General features: G+C 67.2%; 13 protein-coding genes and 2 pseudogenes. 8 read left to right on the top strand and 7 right to left on the bottom strand.

The genetic code is table 11. From position 1 onward, the window contains the following. The 3 genes from ACLML9_RS21325 to ACLML9_RS21335 form a co-directional block, all read left to right on the top strand. A partial coding sequence (locus ACLML9_RS21325) for a hypothetical protein (protein WP_357052872.1) occupies positions 1-219 on the top strand: 219 nt, incomplete at its 5' end. 110 nt (positions 220-329) lie between these two features. Next, positions 330-4,283 (top strand): DNA-directed RNA polymerase subunit beta', encoded by a 3,954-nt coding sequence (locus tag ACLML9_RS21330; protein WP_411947189.1) that lies wholly within the window; start codon positions 330-332, stop codon positions 4,281-4,283. Positions 4,284-4,827: 544 nt separating this feature from the next. Beyond that, complete coding sequence (locus ACLML9_RS21335; protein ID WP_411947190.1) at positions 4,828-7,167, top strand: hypothetical protein; 2,340 nt, start codon at positions 4,828-4,830, stop codon at positions 7,165-7,167. On the opposite strand, the gene ACLML9_RS21340 is transcribed toward ACLML9_RS21335, so the two are convergent. Then, a complete protein-coding gene (locus ACLML9_RS21340) occupies positions 7,107-7,994 on the bottom strand; it encodes a formate/nitrite transporter family protein (RefSeq protein WP_411947199.1) in 888 nt (295 codons plus the stop codon). The genes ACLML9_RS21335 and ACLML9_RS21340 overlap by 61 nt on opposite strands. Before the next feature lie 150 nt (positions 7,995-8,144). Between ACLML9_RS21340 and cynS the strand changes: the two are divergent. Then, positions 8,145-8,595, top strand: a pseudogene (gene cynS / locus ACLML9_RS21345) (cyanase). 25 nt (positions 8,596-8,620) lie between these two features. Here the strand turns inward: cynS and ACLML9_RS21350 are convergent. Then, a complete protein-coding gene (locus tag ACLML9_RS21350; protein WP_411947191.1) occupies positions 8,621-9,082 on the bottom strand; it encodes a MarR family winged helix-turn-helix transcriptional regulator in 462 nt (153 codons plus the stop codon). An 86-nt stretch (positions 9,083-9,168) separates the two neighbouring features. Here ACLML9_RS21350 and ACLML9_RS21355 point away from each other — a divergent pair, with 86 nt between their 5' ends. Further along, positions 9,169-9,561, top strand: coding sequence for a VOC family protein (locus tag ACLML9_RS21355; protein ID WP_411947192.1), 393 nt, complete (start codon positions 9,169-9,171; stop codon positions 9,559-9,561). Beyond that, a pseudogene (locus ACLML9_RS21360) lies at positions 9,558-10,352 on the top strand (helix-turn-helix transcriptional regulator). The gene ACLML9_RS21355 and the pseudogene ACLML9_RS21360 overlap by 4 nt, the downstream one beginning before the upstream one ends. Here ACLML9_RS21360 and ACLML9_RS21365 read toward each other — a convergent pair. The 4 genes from ACLML9_RS21365 to ACLML9_RS21380 form a co-directional block, all read right to left on the bottom strand. After that, complete coding sequence (locus ACLML9_RS21365; protein ID WP_411947193.1) at positions 10,313-11,323, bottom strand: aldo/keto reductase; 1,011 nt, start codon at positions 11,321-11,323, stop codon at positions 10,313-10,315. The pseudogene ACLML9_RS21360 and the gene ACLML9_RS21365 overlap by 40 nt on opposite strands. A 16-nt stretch (positions 11,324-11,339) precedes the next feature. Next, a complete protein-coding gene (locus ACLML9_RS21370) occupies positions 11,340-11,786 on the bottom strand; it encodes a MerR family transcriptional regulator (RefSeq protein WP_411947194.1) in 447 nt (148 codons plus the stop codon). Between the two features lie 128 nt (positions 11,787-11,914). Then, positions 11,915-12,898: a pirin family protein gene (locus tag ACLML9_RS21375; RefSeq protein WP_411947195.1), complete on the bottom strand. Its 984-nt coding sequence runs from the start codon at positions 12,896-12,898 to the stop codon at positions 11,915-11,917. Beyond that, positions 12,891-13,196, bottom strand: coding sequence for a GNAT family N-acetyltransferase (locus tag ACLML9_RS21380; protein ID WP_411947196.1), 306 nt, complete (start codon positions 13,194-13,196; stop codon positions 12,891-12,893). The genes ACLML9_RS21375 and ACLML9_RS21380 overlap by 8 nt, the downstream gene beginning before the upstream one ends. 195 nt (positions 13,197-13,391) lie before the next feature. On the opposite strand from ACLML9_RS21380, the gene ACLML9_RS21385 reads away from it, so the two are divergent. Continuing rightward, on the top strand, positions 13,392-13,592 hold the full coding sequence (locus tag ACLML9_RS21385) for a hypothetical protein (RefSeq protein WP_030525238.1): 201 nt from the start codon (positions 13,392-13,394) through the stop codon (positions 13,590-13,592). A 3-nt stretch (positions 13,593-13,595) separates the two neighbouring features. On the opposite strand, the gene ACLML9_RS21390 is transcribed toward ACLML9_RS21385, so the two are convergent. Next, positions 13,596-14,087 (bottom strand): SixA phosphatase family protein, encoded by a 492-nt coding sequence (locus ACLML9_RS21390; RefSeq protein ID WP_411947197.1) that lies wholly within the window; start codon positions 14,085-14,087, stop codon positions 13,596-13,598. Between the two features lie 176 nt (positions 14,088-14,263). Here ACLML9_RS21390 and ACLML9_RS21395 point away from each other — a divergent pair, with 176 nt between their 5' ends. Continuing rightward, positions 14,264-15,940 (top strand): 4Fe-4S binding protein, encoded by a 1,677-nt coding sequence (locus ACLML9_RS21395; protein WP_411947198.1) that lies wholly within the window; start codon positions 14,264-14,266, stop codon positions 15,938-15,940. The last annotated feature ends 214 nt before the right edge of the window (positions 15,941-16,154 follow it).

Below are 16,154 nucleotides of genomic sequence, written 5' to 3' on the forward strand. Positions count from 1 at the left end.
AAGGGCGAGAACATTCCGGAGCCGGGCATCCCGGAATCGTTCAAGGTTCTGCTCAAGGAACTCCAGTCCCTGTGCCTCAATGTCGAGGTGCTGTCCTCGGACGGCGCCGCGATCGAGATGCGCGACGGCGACGACGAGGATCTCGAACGGGCGGCGGCCAACCTGGGCATCAACCTGTCCAGGAACGAAGCGGCCACCGTCGACGATCTGGCGAACTAGGGCGTTGGCCGGGTGCCGTGACGAATTACGGCACGGCATCCGGCCACCGCGTTCGAATCCAATAGAGAACTTTTGCTCGTATTCGACCCGCACAGGGGAAAGGAAGTTACGTGCTAGACGTCAACTTCTTCGATGAACTCCGGATCGGCCTGGCCACCGCCGACGACATCCGCCAGTGGTCCTACGGCGAGGTGAAGAAGCCGGAGACCATCAACTACCGCACGCTCAAGCCGGAGAAGGACGGCTTGTTCTGCGAGAAGATCTTCGGTCCCACCCGGGACTGGGAGTGCTACTGCGGTAAGTACAAGCGCGTCCGCTTCAAGGGCATCATCTGTGAACGCTGTGGCGTCGAGGTGACCCGCGCGAAGGTGCGCCGTGAGCGGATGGGCCATATCGAGCTGGCCGCCCCGGTCACCCACATCTGGTACTTCAAGGGTGTGCCGAGCCGCCTCGGCTACCTGCTCGACCTGGCGCCGAAGGATCTGGAAAAGATCATCTACTTCGCCGCCTACGTCATCACCGCCGTCGACGACGAGATGCGGCACAACGAGCTGTCGACTCTCGAGGCCGAGATGGAGGTCGAGAAGAAGACCGTCGCCGATCAGCGTGACGCCGACCTCGAGGCCCGCGCCCAGAAGCTCGAGGCCGATCTGGCCGAGCTCGAGGCCGAGGGCGCGAAGTCCGATGTGCGCCGCAAGGTCAAGGACGGCGGCGAGCGCGAGATGAAGCAGCTCCGCGACCGTGCCCAGCGTGAGCTGGACCGGCTCGATGAGATCTGGACCACCTTCACCAAGCTGGCCCCCAAGCAGCTGATCGTGGACGAGGTGCTCTACCGCGAGATCACCGACCGCTACGGCGAGTACTTCACCGGTGCGATGGGCGCGGAGTCCATCCAGAAGCTGATGGAGAACTTCGATATCGAGGCCGAGGCCGAGAACCTGCGCGAAACAATCCGCAGCGGTAAGGGCCAGAAGAAGCTGCGCGCGCTCAAGCGGCTCAAGGTCGTCGCGGCGTTCCAGACCAACGGCAACTCACCGATGGGCATGGTGCTCGACGCCGTTCCGGTGATCCCGCCGGAGCTGCGGCCGATGGTCCAGCTCGACGGTGGCCGCTTCGCCACCTCCGACCTGAACGACCTCTACCGTCGCGTCATCAACCGCAACAACCGCCTCAAGCGACTGATCGACCTCGGTGCCCCCGAGATCATCGTGAACAACGAGAAGCGGATGCTGCAGGAGTCCGTCGACGCGCTGTTCGACAACGGCCGTCGCGGCCGGCCGGTCACCGGTCCGGGTAACCGCCCGCTGAAGTCCCTGAGCGATCTGCTCAAGGGTAAGCAGGGTCGTTTCCGGCAGAACCTGCTCGGTAAGCGTGTCGACTACTCCGGTCGTTCGGTCATCGTCGTCGGCCCGCAGCTGAAACTGCACCAGTGCGGTCTGCCCAAGCTGATGGCGCTGGAGCTGTTCAAGCCGTTCGTGATGAAGCGGCTGGTCGACCTGAACCACGCGCAGAACATCAAATCCGCCAAGCGGATGGTCGAGCGGCAGCGGCCGCAGGTGTGGGATGTCCTCGAAGAGGTCATCGCCGAGCACCCGGTACTGCTGAACCGTGCGCCCACCCTGCACCGCCTGGGTATCCAGGCCTTCGAGCCGCAGCTGGTCGAGGGTAAGGCCATCCAGCTGCACCCGCTGGTCTGTGAGGCGTTCAACGCCGACTTCGACGGTGACCAGATGGCCGTGCACCTGCCGCTGTCGGCGGAGGCGCAGGCCGAGGCCCGCATCCTGATGCTGTCCTCGAACAACATCCTGTCCCCGGCGTCGGGTCGCCCGCTGGCCATGCCGCGTCTGGACATGGTGACGGGTCTGTACTACCTGACCCGGCTCGACGAAGGCGCCAAGGGCGAGTACCGGCCCGCCAATGGTGACGGTCCGGAGCAGGGCGTGTACTCCTCGCCGGCCGAAGCGCAGATGGCGGTGGACCGCGGTGAGCTCACCGTGCGGTCGACCATCAAGGTGCGGCTGACCGATCAGCGTCCGCCGCGCGATGTCGAGGCGGAGCTGTTCCCGGAGGGCTGGCGGCGCGGTGACGCGTGGACCACCCAGACCACTCTGGGCCGGGTGCTGTTCAACGAACTGCTCCCCGGTGACTACGCGTTCATCAACGAGCCGATGCCGAAGAAGCGGCAGGCGACGATCATCAACGATCTCGCCGAGCGCTACCCGATGATCGTGGTCGCGCAGACCGTCGACAAGCTCAAGGACGCCGGCTTCTACTGGGCCACGCGTTCGGGTGTCACCGTCTCCATGTCGGACGTGCTCGTTCCGCCGGAGAAGGCCGAGATCATGGAGCGCTACGAGGCGCAGTCCGATCAGATCGAGAAGAAGTACCAGCGTGGTGCGCTCGATCACCAGGAGCGCAACAACGCCCTGGTCAAGATCTGGCAGGAAGCGACCGAAGAGGTCGGTAGGGCGCTGCGCGCGCACTACCCGGCCGACAACCCGATCATCACGATCGTCGATTCGGGCGCCACGGGTAACTTCACCCAGACCCGTACCCTCGCCGGTATGAAGGGCCTGGTGACGAACCCGAAGGGTGAGTTCATCCCGCGGCCGATCAAGTCCTCCTTCCGTGAGGGCCTGACGGTGCTGGAGTACTTCATCAACACCCACGGTGCTCGTAAGGGTCTGGCCGACACCGCGCTGCGTACCGCCGACTCGGGTTACCTGACCCGTCGTCTGGTCGACGTCTCGCAGGATGTGATCGTGCGCGAGCACGACTGCGGCACCGAACGCGGGATCATCGTGCACATCGCGGAGAAGCAGCCCGACGGCCTGCTCATCCGTGACCCGCACGTGGAGACCTCGGCCTACGCCCGCACCCTGGCCGCCGACGCGCTCGACCAGAGCGGCAACGTCGTGGTCACCAAGGGCGCGGACCTGGGCGATCCGGCGATCGAGGCGCTGCTGGACGCCGGTATCACCGAGGTGAAGGTCCGCTCCGTGCTGACCTGCACCACCGGTACCGGAGTCTGCGCGACCTGCTACGGCCGCTCGATGGCCACCGGCAAGCTCGTCGATATCGGCGAGGCCGTCGGTATCGTCGCCGCGCAGTCCATCGGTGAGCCCGGTACCCAGCTGACCATGCGTACCTTCCACCAGGGTGGTGTCGCGGGTGACGACATCACCGGCGGTCTGCCCCGTGTGCAGGAGCTCTTCGAGGCTCGGGTGCCCAAGGGCAAGGCGCCGATCGCGGAGGTCTCGGGCCGGGTGCGGCTGGAGGACGACGACCGCTTCTACAAGATCACCATCATTCCCGACGACGGCGGGGACGATGTGGTCTACGACAAGCTGTCCAAGCGTCAGCGGCTGCGCGTGTTCAAGCACGAGGACGGCACCGAGCGGCTGCTCTCCGACGGCGATCACGTCGAGGTCGGCCAGCAGTTGCTGGAGGGCGCGGCGGATCCGCACGAGGTGCTGCGCGTGATGGGCCCCCGGCAGGTTCAGATCCACCTGGTCCACGAGGTCCAGGAGGTCTACCGGAGCCAGGGTGTGTCCATCCACGACAAGCACATCGAGGTCATCGTCCGCCAGATGCTGCGCCGGGTGACGATCATCGATTCGGGTGCCACCGAGTTCCTTCCCGGTTCGCTGACCGAGCGTTCGGAGTTCGAGGCATCCAACCGTCGCGTGGTCGCCGAAGGCAACGAGCCCGCGGCGGGTCGTCCAGTGCTGATGGGTATCACCAAGGCGTCGCTGGCCACCGATTCGTGGCTGTCGGCGGCGTCCTTCCAGGAGACCACCCGAGTCCTGACGGACGCGGCGATCAACTGCCGCTCCGACCGGCTCATCGGCCTCAAGGAGAACGTGATCATCGGTAAGCTGATCCCGGCCGGTACCGGTATCAACCGGTACCGCAATATCCAGGTTCAGCCGACCGAGGAAGCGCGTGCCGCGGCGTACGCGGTGCCGTCCTACGACGACACCTACTACAGCCCGGAGGGCTTCGGTGCCACCACCGGTGCCGCGGTCCCGCTGGACGATTACGGTTTCAGCGACTACCGGTAATCGGTAGGTAGCAACAGCGTTCGGCCCCGCACCGTTTCGGTGCGGGGCCGAAACGCGTTCCGGGCCGGGCTATCCGCCGGCTCGGTCCGGAAGGCTTTTCTGCAGTCCTTCGAGCAGCGCGGCCACGCCGAATTCGAAGCTTCTATCGGGTGCGGCGTTGTATCCGGTGCCGGCCGCCGCCTCGATCCGGGCGCGCCGTCGGGGAACTTCCGCGCGATCTCGGTGGTGGCGGTCGTGGTTTCGCGCAGCCGCGCCTCGGGGTCGCCGTGGTACTGCTGGCGGTCGCCGGTCGCTGCCGGAACCTCGGCCCGGTCCCTGGCGGGAGCGGGCTGGGTTTCGCTAGGGCCGCCGAGCCGCCGAGCCGCCGAGCCGCCGAGCCGCCGAGCCGCCGAGCCGGGTCGGTTCAGCAGTGGGAATATGAATTGGGCATTTCGATCACATTGCGTACAAACGTCGTTCGTCCGAACAGTGATGAATAGCGTTGCAGTGCACTGTCTGCCGGAGTCGTCGAACAGTTGCCGAACCGACGACCGCCGGAGGGCTCATGACAATGCGAATCAACCGGCTTGCGCGCGGTATTCGGGTACGTTCGGCGCGTCAGGAGAGCGGCAGCGCGGAGGTCACGAAGCCGGCGCGGCGCCGCCGATGGTTCCGGCGGCTCGCGGTGATCGGCACGGTCCTGTTCGTGCTCCCCGCAATGCTCGGAGCGGCCGCACCGGCCGCCACCGGTGATTCCGAATCGGTGGCGTCTGCCGGTTTTCCGGCACTGAACTGGATGAACATCCGCGACTCCAGCGGCATCGAATTGACCCACTATCGGTTCGTCACCACACACGGGAGTCTGTTCGAGCCGCTGGAGACGGCCATCTCGATAGTGCTCGGGCTCGAATTCGCCGGCTATATCGTCATCGTGACGGGTGCGATCTGGGTGATCGGTTACACAATGAGTTTCCACTGGCTCGATCCGTTCGGGGACGCGCTGTCCGGAGTCGCCCGTAGCCTGCACACCCAGCTCGGTATCCCGATGATGCTCCTCGTCGCGGCGTCTCTCGGCGCGTTCATCGTGGCGTGGTTCGTATTGCGCGGCCACCACGCGCGGGCCGCCACCCAGGCGGTGACGATGGTCGGGGTCGCTGTGATCGGTCCGGCCTTCATGGCCCAACCGCTCGAAGACGTCCTCTCTTCGCACGGGCTGATGTCGCAGGGGCGTGACCTCGGTATCGCGGTCGCTGCCGGGCTCACCGGGCATACGCACAACGACCCCGCCGGACTGGTCGCGACGATGCAGGCGAACCTGGCCGATAATTTCGCCCGGCGTCAGGTCCAGGTGTGGAACTTCGGGCATGTGATCGACGACCGGCCGGGATGCGCGGCCGTCTGGTCGGCCGGAATGCAGTCGGGTTCGGATTCGGCCCTGGTGGCCGGGCTGCGTGCCTGCGGTGATCTGGCGGCGCAGCAGGCGGCGCTGAATCCGACCATGGGGCAGGCGGGTTCGGGGCTGGTCGTGCTGATCTGCGCCGGTATCCTGCTCGCGTTCGGGACCTACCTTTCGGTCAAGATCATCTGGTCCGCTCTCGATTCGATCTTTCATGGTTTCGCGGCGATCTTCGGTTTCGCGGCGGGCGGTTTCGTCTACGGCCCCACGCAGACTTTTCTGGTCCGCAATCTCGTGGACAGCTTCTACGGTGCCGTGGTGATGGCGGCGTACGTCATCTATCTGGGTTTGTACATCCTGTTCCTCGGCAACCTGTTCGACCAGGCGCGCGGTCAGGCGACCTTGGTCCTGATCCTCGGCGCGGTGGTGGAAATCGTCGGTCTGCTGCAGTTCCGGCGGTTCTCCGCCGCCCTGCGCCAGGGCAACGAGTGGATCGTCAACCGATTCTCTCTTGCTCTGCAGCAGGCGCCGGGTGGTGGTGCGGGCGGTGCCGGCGGCGGTTCGGCACTCGGTATGGGTTCCAGCGGAGTCGCGAACTCCGGCGTTCCGGGCCTCGGGTTGATCGCCGGGGCCGCCGCACTCGGCACATTGAACAGCACTCCGGCAGCGGCGTGGCTGTTCGGCCGGGTCGCGCCGCTGGAACCGCATTCGCGGAAACGGCAGAGCGCCATGCTCGACCAGTGGGCCGCGTGGAACATGCGATGGAACGGTGAGAAGATCGGTGGCCCGGACGGTCTGTTCACGCACGCCTTCCTCGATCGACTGCACCTCTCACACGCTGCCCGGGACGCGACGGCTGTCGCCAGTACGGCCGGCCGGGGTGGGGTGAACACGGCGCGGGGAGCGGCCGCCGCGGTCGACGGTGTACTCGTCGGCGGTGGCGGATTCCTCGGGCAGGTCGCCGCTTCGCTGCGCGGTGCCGGATTCACCGACGAGGATATGATCCAGCGCGCGGTGGAAGCGCGCGGCTATGTGGTGCAACACGGGGCCGATGCGTCGCTGGCCGACAAGAATCTGGCCGAAGTCGTCGCGGCCTCGAATTACGCCGCGGCGATGAACACCCCGGCGGCCCATGCGGAGCTGGAGCGGGCTGTCCTCGCCTACTCTCTCGGACGGGAGGGCGTCGAATTGCAGGGCTTGGCGCGCCGGGCCGGCGAAGAGTATCTGTCCGCGCCGACCCGGGCGAAGCTCAACCGGATCCAGAAGGTCGCGACCGGCGAGGAGACGGCCGAGTACTCCGAGGAGGACGCGGTCCGGATCCTGCGCTGGATCGGCGACGAACACGCGCAGCAGGTCTCCACCGCGATGACCGCTTTTGTGGTCAACCCGGCCGACGACGAGAGTCGCCGTCGCTTCTTCGCCGCGCAGAACGCGGCCGTCGACACCGATTACTGGGCTGCCGAAGCGACCCGGTCGCCCGCATCCGCCTTCGCCACGGCCGGCGCCTGAGTATCCGCATCGCGCGGGGCCGGGACGGATCCGGTTCCGGTGCCCGGCCCGGCCGGGCGGGGCCGCGGCGTGGCTGTGCGCGCATGGGTCGCATAGAGCGTCAGGCCGACGAAGGCCGGGCCGCCCACCAGATTGCCGATCACCGTGGGGGTCTCGTTCCAGATCAGATAGTCGCCGGTCGAGAAATCGCCACCGAGTAGCAGGCCGGACGGGAAGAGGAACATATTGACGATCGAATGTTCGAATCCCATGTAGAAGAACAACATGATGGGCATCCACATGGCGATGACCTTCCCGGACACCGAAGTCGAATTCATCGTCGCGACCACACCGGTGGAGACCATCCAATTGCAGAGCACACCGCGAATGAAGAGGGTGAGCATTCCCGCGGCACCGTGATCGGCGTAACCGGCTGTGCGCGAGACGCCGATTTCACCGAGTTTCTGCCCGACTTCATTGGGGTCCATCGAGAAGCCCATGGTCACGATGACCGCCATCATGACCGCGACGGTGAACGCGCCGAGGAAGTTGCCGGTGAACACCAGACCCCAGTTGCGCAGCAGGGCTCGCCAGGTCACCCCGGGCCGCCGGTCCGGCCAGGCCAGCGGTACGAGGGTGAACACGCCGGTGAGCAGGTCGAACCCGAGTAGGTAGAGCATGCAGAAACCCACCGGGAACAGAACTGCCCCGAGTAGCGCCTGACCGGTCTGCACCGTGATGGTGACCGCGAAAGCCGCGGCGAGCGCCAGGATCGCCCCGGCCATATAGGCGCGGATCACGGTATCGCGCGTGGACATGAATGCCTTCGCTTCGCCGGCGTCGATCATTTCTTTCACGACGGTATGTGCGCCGCGTGTGACCTCGTGGGACGGCCACGCCGATCATGATGTCTCGGAAGTAAACATTGTGATACCGATTCGGTTCGGCGCGTTCGGCGGTGGGAGGCTTTCGATGTTTCCCGATGCCAGGAGTCTCGTATGGAACCGATCATGAGCAAGCGCATCGCCGCCGACCTCGTTGTCGCCGCCCGTATCCGCCAGGGGTTGTCCTGGGCCGATATCGCCGACGCTCTCGGTGCTCCGCTGGTCTGGACGACCGCGGCGTTGCTCGGGCAGCATCCGATGACGGCGGAGCAGGCGGGCAAGGTCTGCGGCTTGCTCGGGCTGGACGATTCGGTGGCCGAAAGCCTGGCGTTGCAGCCGGCCCGCGGCGCCGATCCGGGCGCTGATGAGCGATCCCACGATCTATCGCTTCGTGGAGGCGCTCTCGGTGTACGGGCCCGCGTTGAAGGAACTCATCCACGAGGAGTTCGGCGACGGGATCATGAGCGCCATCAACTTCAAGGTCGACTTCGCCCGCCGTCCCGACCCCGACGGCGATCGCGTGGTCATCACCTTCGACGGGAAGTTCCTCGACTACCGGTGGTGATCCGGGACCGCCGTCCGAGCGGTTCTCACTGGTTGTGCGGTAGTTCGTCGGCCAGCCGCTGGAGGTAGCCGGCGAACCGGCGGCGGTCGGCGGGGGACCAGTCGTCGGTGAGCCGGTCGAATACCTGCCGTTGCCACTCGTGCGCGTCGGCCAGCAGGCGGGTACCTGCCGGGGTGAGGTGCAGGGCGGTGCGGCGCCGGTCCAGGTCGGATTCGCGGCGTGAGAGGTAACCGGCGGTGGTGGCGTCGCGGACCATCCGGCTGGCTCCGGAATGATCGAGACCGAGCTGGTGGGCGACCGCGGTGATGGTCGCCTCGTCGGGGGCGTCGGCGGCACCTGCCACCGCCTCCACGACCTGGACGTGCTGAGCGTTGCCCAGCTCCGCGCTCTGCCCCCCGGCGCCGCGCTGTATCCAGCGCCGGGACCAGAACCGAACCAGGCGGAACAGGGCGGGCCCGCCGTCCGCGGGGGAGGAGCTGCCGCTCATATGGACCAATCTATCCTCTTCGAAAATTTCTATGCGACACGCATGTACTTTATATGTGTAACGCATGTAATCGAGAGGAGGGGTCCATGTTCGACCCGAGTAACACCCCGCGCATCGTGCTCGACCACACCATCGTGTCTGTGCCGGATCGCGTGGCGGGGGCGACATTCTTCGCCGAGCTCATGGGGTTGGCGGTGGGCGACCCGGCCGGCCCGTTCGTGCCGGTGCGGGTGAACGAGCAGCTGACGTTCGATTTCGACGACCGCGGTCGCGTCGAGCCGGGCCACTACGGCTTCCTGGTCGACGAGGCCACCTTCGACGCCGTCCTGCGACGGCTGGCGCAATGGCCCGCCGTCGAGTACGGGTCGGGTCCCGGGAGCGGCTGGGACCGGGATATCAACCACCTGGGCGGCGGTCGCGGCGTGTATGTCCGCTCGCCGGAAGGGCACAGCTACGAAATGTTCACCGTGGCCTGTTGACAGCTCGCGGAGGCCCGGTTCAGCGCTCGGCCGGCATCTCCACCGACTACTACACGCGGCTGGAACAGGCGCGCGGGCCCCGGCCGTCGACCCAGGTGCTCGCCGCCCTGACCCGTGCGCTGCGCTGCACCGCCGACGAACGTGATCACATCTATCTCCTGTGCGAACACGCGCCGCCCGGCGGCAGCCGGACGGACAAACATGTCGGCCCCGGGCTGATGCATGTGCTCGCGAAACTGGACGATATCCCGGCCGTGGTCATCACCGACCTCGGCCAATGCCTGGTGCAGAACCGGATGCACACCCTGCTCTTCGGTGACCAGGCCGAACAGCGGGGCTGGAACCGGTTCTATGCCTGGCGGTGATTCACCGAACCGGAGGCCCGGGCGATCGCTCCGCTGCGCGATACCGACGGGCTCGCGCGCCGGCAGGTGGCCGACCTGCGGGCCACCGCCGCACGTCGGCCGAAGGACCCGGACGTCATCGAGTTCATCGGTGCGCTGCGGGCGAACAGTCCGGAGTTCGAACGGCTCTGGAACGAGCACGAGGTGGCGGTCCGGCACTCCGACACCAAGAGCGCGGTGCACCCCGAGCTCGAGGTGATCGATATGTTCTGCGAGACCATGCTGACACCGAACGCCACCCAGCGATTGCTCATCTACTGGCCGCTGCCGGGTACCGATGCCGCGGAGAAGATGGAACTGCTGCGCGTCATCGGCACCCAGCGGCTGAACGCGCCGGAGTGGCCGCCCTACTCGCGGCCCGCCGAGGTGAACGACATATCCGCGTAGCGCGGTCCGGCCACCTGGCCGGCGATCGGTTCCAGCCGGTCCAGTTCGGCCGCGGTCAGGGTGACCGCGGCCGCGGCGGCGTTCTCCGCGAGCCGGGTCCGGCGGCGGGTGCCGGGAATGGGCACCACCGGCAGCCCGTGGACCTGTCCCCGCGACTGCACCCAGGCCAGCGCGATCTGGGCGGGCGTGAGTTCGCGCGCTTCGGCGATCGCGTGCAGCGGGGCGAGGAGGGCGGCGTTGTGTGCCGCGTTGTCGCCCGTGAAACGCGGCATATGCCGCCGGAAATCGCTCTCGCTCAGCTCGTCGGTGCCGGGCAGGGCTCCGGTGAGGAAACCGCGGCCCAGCGGTGAATAGGGCACGAATGTGACACCCAGTTCGGCGGCGGCGGGTACCGCCGTGCGCTCGACGTCGCGGGAGAACAGCGACCACTCCGACTGCACCGCCGCGATCGGATGGACCGCGTGCGCGGCGCGCAGTTCCGCCCCGGTGACCTCGGACAGGCCGAGCGCGCGCACCTTGCCCGCGCGCACCAGCTCGGCCATGGCGCCCACACTGTCCTCGATCGGTACCTCGGGAGCGCGCCGGTGCATGTAGTAGAGGTCGATGGTGTCGGTACCGAGGCGGCGCAGGCTGGCGTCGACGGCCCGGCGGATGTAGTCCGGTGAGTTGTCGATACCGCGGTAGTGCGGGTCGTCGGCCTTGCGGACGATCGCGAATTTGGTGGCCAGCACGATCCGGTCCCGGTTGGCGCGGACGAAATCGCTCAGGAACTCCTCGTTGTCACCGGAGCCGTAGATATCGGCGGTGTCGAACAGGGTGATGCCGAGTTCGAGGGCGCGATCCAGGGTCGCGCGGGATTCCGCGCGGTCGGTGGGGCCGTAGAACTCGCTCATTCCCATACAGCCCAGCCCCTGGACACCCACCCGGATCCCGGTGGTGCCCAGCGGAGCGGTCGGCAGTACTTCGGCCATGATCTCGGGTATCCCTTCACGATGCTGCGTTGTCGGGTGACCGGGCGGCGTCGCCGGGGACGTGCTGCTCGTAGAGCGAGATCTTGTGATCCAGCACCGCCACGGTCTGTTCGAGTTCGGCGATACGGTCGAGGACATCGGCGCGGGTCTTGCGGAACATCGCGAGCCGTTCGGGAATCGTGCTCGCGCCGGCGCGGACGAGTTCGGCGTACCTGATCATGTCCGCCACCGTCATACCGGTGGTGCGCAACCGGGTGATCAGCGTCAGCCAGTCCAGGTCGCGGTCACTGAACCGGCGTTTGCCGGTGTGGTCGCGGCCGATATGGGCGAGCAGGCCGATGCGCTCGTACCAGCGCAGCGTGTCCTGGCTCAGACCGCAGTGCCGGGCCGCCGCCCCGATCGAATGCCGGGGGAGTTCCCGAGCCGGGTCGGTGACGTCCGGGCCGGGTTCGGTGATACTCACGCCGACTACTCTCCTTGCCGAAATAAATTGCGCCACAAGGCTTTTTGTGTGGCGCCCGATATCCTCTCGTCGAACGAGGACAACGTTATCCACCTGGAGTGGACTCCAGGCAAGCGCTGATCGGCGGATCAGTTGCCGTATGGTCGCCGGGCACGGGGCCGCAGCTGCCCACCGGGCATCGGCGGCGCCGGAATCCGCTGGTCCGGAGTATGGCCGGCGATATCACCGAAACGCTCGGTGTTGTGCGACTCCCAATCGGTGCGAGCCGCCACGATCTCCGCGTGCTCGCGCGCGACGAAGTTCCACCACATCACCAATTCCTCCGCGAGCGGCTCCCCGCCGATCAGGGCGAACCGGCCGCCGGAGTCGCTGGACAGGTCGAGGCTGTCGCGGCCGGTGCCCAGATACAGCAGCGGGCCCGGCGTGAGCTCGCATCCGGCGGCGGTTACCGTGCCCTCGATCGTCAGCAGTGCGTACTCGTACTCCGGCTCCAACGGCAACGTGGACGCGGTCGCGGGATCGATCTCGATATCGGCCCCCACCAAGGGGGTGTAGATCGTCGCCGGCGAGATCACCCCGGCCAGCGAACCCAGCAGCACGGTCGCCCGCAGGCCCGGGGCGGTGTGGACGGGCAGATCCCGGTGCTGTTCGAAATGAGGAGGGATATCGCGGTGCGCCTCCGGCAGCGCGACCCACAATTGCAGCCCGCGCCCGGCGGGCGCCTCGGGCACCGTGTACTCCGAGTGGGCGATCCCGCGCCCGGAGGTCATCAGATTGAGCTGGCCGGGTTCGATGCGCACATCCGAGCGCACCGAATCCCGGTGCCGGATCATTCCCTCGAACGGCCAGGTGACGGTCTGCAGACCGATATGCGGATGCGGATCGATATCCGGCGGCGCGTCGGTGACGGTCACCGTCGGAGCGCCGAAATAGTCCAGGAAACACCAGGCGCCGACGGTCGGCAGCTCCCGCTGCGGCAGGGTCCGTTCCACATAGGTGCCGCGCACACCGCCCAGCGGCACCTCCCGGGCCGGATACAGCCGCGTTATCGGTCCCGGCCCGACTCCGGGCTCGCACAGGGTCTCGGTGGGGTGTGGATCGAGGTCACTCACCGCCGCCGACCACATGCTCGTTGTACTGCGGATGCTTCTCCAGATAGCTCCGGATGAACGGGCACTCGGGCCGGATCTTGCGCCCGCGGTCCACGGTGTCGGAGATCGCGAACCCGGCCAGCCGGCTGCCCAGCCCTTTACCGCCGAACTCCGGTCCGATCTCGGTATGGGTGAAGACGGTTTCCCCGCCGCGCTCGGTGTACTCGGCGAACCCGGCCAGTTCGGCGCTGTACCACACCTCGTAACGGTTCTCGCCGGGGTTGCGCACCACCTTGCTCTGCTCGGTCGCTTCGGTCATCTCCGCGGCTCCTTTCCGTGTCCGGCCATTTCCGCACGACGCCACGACCCGGGGCCGTACCGCCGAGCGCCAGCGTACTCAGCCGCACGCGACCCGGCCGCCGCGCTCGGACGGGCGACGTGGCTGTCCAGGGGGGTCACCGCCCGGAACACGCGCGCACCAGCGCATCCGGGGTCCGCCACGTAACCTGGGAGGATGGCCAAGGAAATCGACCGGGTCCGGGCGCGTTCGGCGTGGGCCACGGTCAGGGAGAGCCCGGTGATCACCGCGATCGCGGTGGCGCCGATCGTTGTGGTGTTCGGTCTGGTGTGGTGGCTGATCGGCGGCTGGGCGGCATTCCTGCTGCTCGTCGTGCTCGGCGCCGGCGCGGTGTTCGGCGGCAAACTGCTGCGCTGAGTGTCAGCGCGGTACGTGGAAGGCCACCAGGTCGCCCGCCCCCGGGCCCACTCGGTCCCATTCGCCGGGTAGGCGCAGCACCGCCAGGGCGGACGTGGGGAACTTGCGGCTCAACCGCAGGGCATCCTCGGTATCGTGCGCGGCCGCGAGGTCCCACGCCGTCCACGGCATACCCGGCGCGTGCCCGATCACCAGCAGGGTCGAGACGGCAGGGTCGGTGAGCCCGACCAGTTCGAACAGATAATCGGTCGTGGCCTCGTAGATTCCGGACTCGAACTCGACCGGCGCGGTGATCCCGGTGGCGGTGAGTGTTTCCCGGGTACGGGTCGCGGTGGAGCACCGGACCGCGTCGATCGGCGGCTGGTTCGCGCGCAGCCAGGTACCGGCCAAGGCCGCCTCCCGCTTCCCGCGCGGCGCCAGCGGGCGCTCATGGTCCTCGATTCCGGGCGGGTACGCCGATTTCCCGTGCCGCATCAAGATCAGGGTCCGAACCATGGGTCCACCGTAGGCACCCTCGGTGCAGAGATCCATCACACACTCGAGGCAAACTGAAAGCGGCGTCACAATAGAGATAGGCCCGGTGATCCCGGTCCATGCTCAGTCGTCACGCCCTGCCACCCGCGACCCGGACGGCACCAGCCCGCATATAAGTCTCGAGGATCTGCACAAATATGGCCTACGTAATCACGCAGCGTTGCTGTAACGACGCGAGCTGCGTTTCCGAGTGCCCGGTCGACTGCATCCGCCCGACTCCGGACCAGCCGGAATTCGCCACGACCGAAATGCTCTACATCGACCCCGACACCTGCATCGATTGCGGCGCCTGTGTCGACGCGTGCCCGGTGGAGGCCATCTTCTCCGAGGACGATCTGTCTGCGTCGCTGGCCCGCTTCCGGGAGATCAACGCGGCCTGGTTCGAGCGGCATCCGCTGGAGTCGAACCTGGATCCGATCGCGACCCCGGTGCGGCCGCCCAAGGATCTGGGTACGTTGCGGGTCGCGATCGTCGGCGCCGGCCCGGCGGCCGCCTACGCGGCCGACGAACTGTTGCGACGCTGCGATGTCCAGGTGGAGATGTTCGACCGGCTGCCCACTCCGTGGGGTCTGGTCCGCGCGGGGGTGGCCCCCGACCATCCCGGCACCAAAACGGTCGCGGGCATGTTCGAATCGGCGTTCCGGCGCGACACCCTGCAGTACTACCTGAACGTCGAAGTCGGTAAGCACATCACCCACGAGGAACTGCTGGCCCATCACCACGCGGTCCTCTATGCGGTGGGCGCCTCCTCGGACCGGCGGATGGGTATCCCCGGTGAGGACCTGACCGGCAGCCATTCCGCGACCGAGTTCGTGGCCTGGTACAACGGGCACCCCGACTACGCCGACCGGGTCTTCGACCTCTCCGGCGAGCGGGCGATCATCGTCGGCAACGGCAATGTCGCGCTCGACGTCGCCCGCGTGCTGACCGCGCACCCCGACGAACTGGCGAAAACCGATATCGCCGACCACGCCCTGGCGGCCCTACGCGGCAGCAATATTCGCGAGGTCGTGGTGCTGGGCCGGCGCGGCCCGCTGCAGGCGGCCTACACCTCACCGGAGTTCTTGGCGCTCGCGCACCTGTCCGGGGTCGATATCGTCATCGACCCGGCCGAACTCGAACTCGACCAGGCCTCGCAGGCGCTGCTCGACCACCCGGACGTCGAACCCTCGCTGAAACTGAAATACGCGCTCGCCGAGGAGTTCGCGGCGAAATCGCCGACCGAGGGCAACAAACGGATCGTGTTCAAGTATCTGGCCGCGCCGACCGCACTCACCGGCACCGACAAGGTCGAAGCACTGGAGTACGCACGCAACGAACTGGTGGAAGAGGACGGAATTCTCAACGCCCGCCCCACCAGTGAGGTCGGCAGCCTTCCGGCCTCGCTGGTGTTGCGGTCCATCGGCTACCGCGGACAGCCGGTCCCGGACCTGCCCTTCGACGACAAACGCGCGGTGGTCCCCAACGAGCACGGTCGCGTGATCGGTGCCGACGGTCAGCCCCTCACCGGGGTGTACGTCAGCGGCTGGATCAAACGTGGCCCGCGCGGGGTCATCGGTTCCAACCGGGTCGACTCCGAGGAAACGGTGGAGGGTCTGATCGCCGACTTCATCGCGGGCAAACTGGCCGCCCCCACCGCCGACCGGGACGCACTGCGCGCCCTGGTCCAGGAACGCCAGCCGGACCTGGTGGACCGCGTCGGCTGGAAAGCCATCGACCAGGCCGAACGCGGCGCCGGCAAGGACTCGGGCCGCCCCCGGGTCAAATTCACCACCCTCGCCGACCTCCTCCAGGCGGCCAAGGGCGATAGCTGACGGAGAGGCCGACCCCCTGCGCCGGGCCATGCGGCGAAGTGGGTCCCCCTGGAGTAGTGATCCGGGGGCGACCCCATGGCCGTCAACAGGGACCCGTTCGTGCCGGTGCGGCCGGAACACACTCTCGTACAGGTCCGCACCCGACCCGAGCGTCGAATGCCGACGCAACCCCATGCGTCGAGTCTTACGAGACACCTCAAAGGGTTGAGGCCCG

Source organism: Nocardia sp. NPDC002869, assembly GCF_046764065.1.
GTDB classification, from domain to species: domain Bacteria; phylum Actinomycetota; class Actinomycetes; order Mycobacteriales; family Mycobacteriaceae; genus Nocardia; species Nocardia rhamnosiphila.

What these genes read in the sequence shown, in the direction of transcription:
- ACLML9_RS21335 (WP_411947190.1), top strand. Translation starts at nt 4,828, where the DNA reads ATGACAATGCGAATCAACCGGCTTGCGCGCGGTATTCGGGTACGTTCG.
- ACLML9_RS21340 (WP_411947199.1), bottom strand. Translation starts at nt 7,994, where the DNA reads ATGATCGACGCCGGCGAAGCGAAGGCATTCATGTCCACGCGCGATACC.
- ACLML9_RS21350 (WP_411947191.1), bottom strand. Translation starts at nt 9,082, where the DNA reads ATGAGCGGCAGCTCCTCCCCCGCGGACGGCGGGCCCGCCCTGTTCCGC.
- ACLML9_RS21355 (WP_411947192.1), top strand. Translation starts at nt 9,169, where the DNA reads ATGTTCGACCCGAGTAACACCCCGCGCATCGTGCTCGACCACACCATC.
- ACLML9_RS21365 (WP_411947193.1), bottom strand. Translation starts at nt 11,323, where the DNA reads ATGGCCGAAGTACTGCCGACCGCTCCGCTGGGCACCACCGGGATCCGG.
- ACLML9_RS21380 (WP_411947196.1), bottom strand. Translation starts at nt 13,196, where the DNA reads ATGACCGAAGCGACCGAGCAGAGCAAGGTGGTGCGCAACCCCGGCGAG.
- ACLML9_RS21385 (WP_030525238.1), top strand. Translation starts at nt 13,392, where the DNA reads ATGGCCAAGGAAATCGACCGGGTCCGGGCGCGTTCGGCGTGGGCCACG.
- ACLML9_RS21390 (WP_411947197.1), bottom strand. Translation starts at nt 14,087, where the DNA reads ATGGTTCGGACCCTGATCTTGATGCGGCACGGGAAATCGGCGTACCCG.
- ACLML9_RS21395 (WP_411947198.1), top strand. Translation starts at nt 14,264, where the DNA reads ATGGCCTACGTAATCACGCAGCGTTGCTGTAACGACGCGAGCTGCGTT.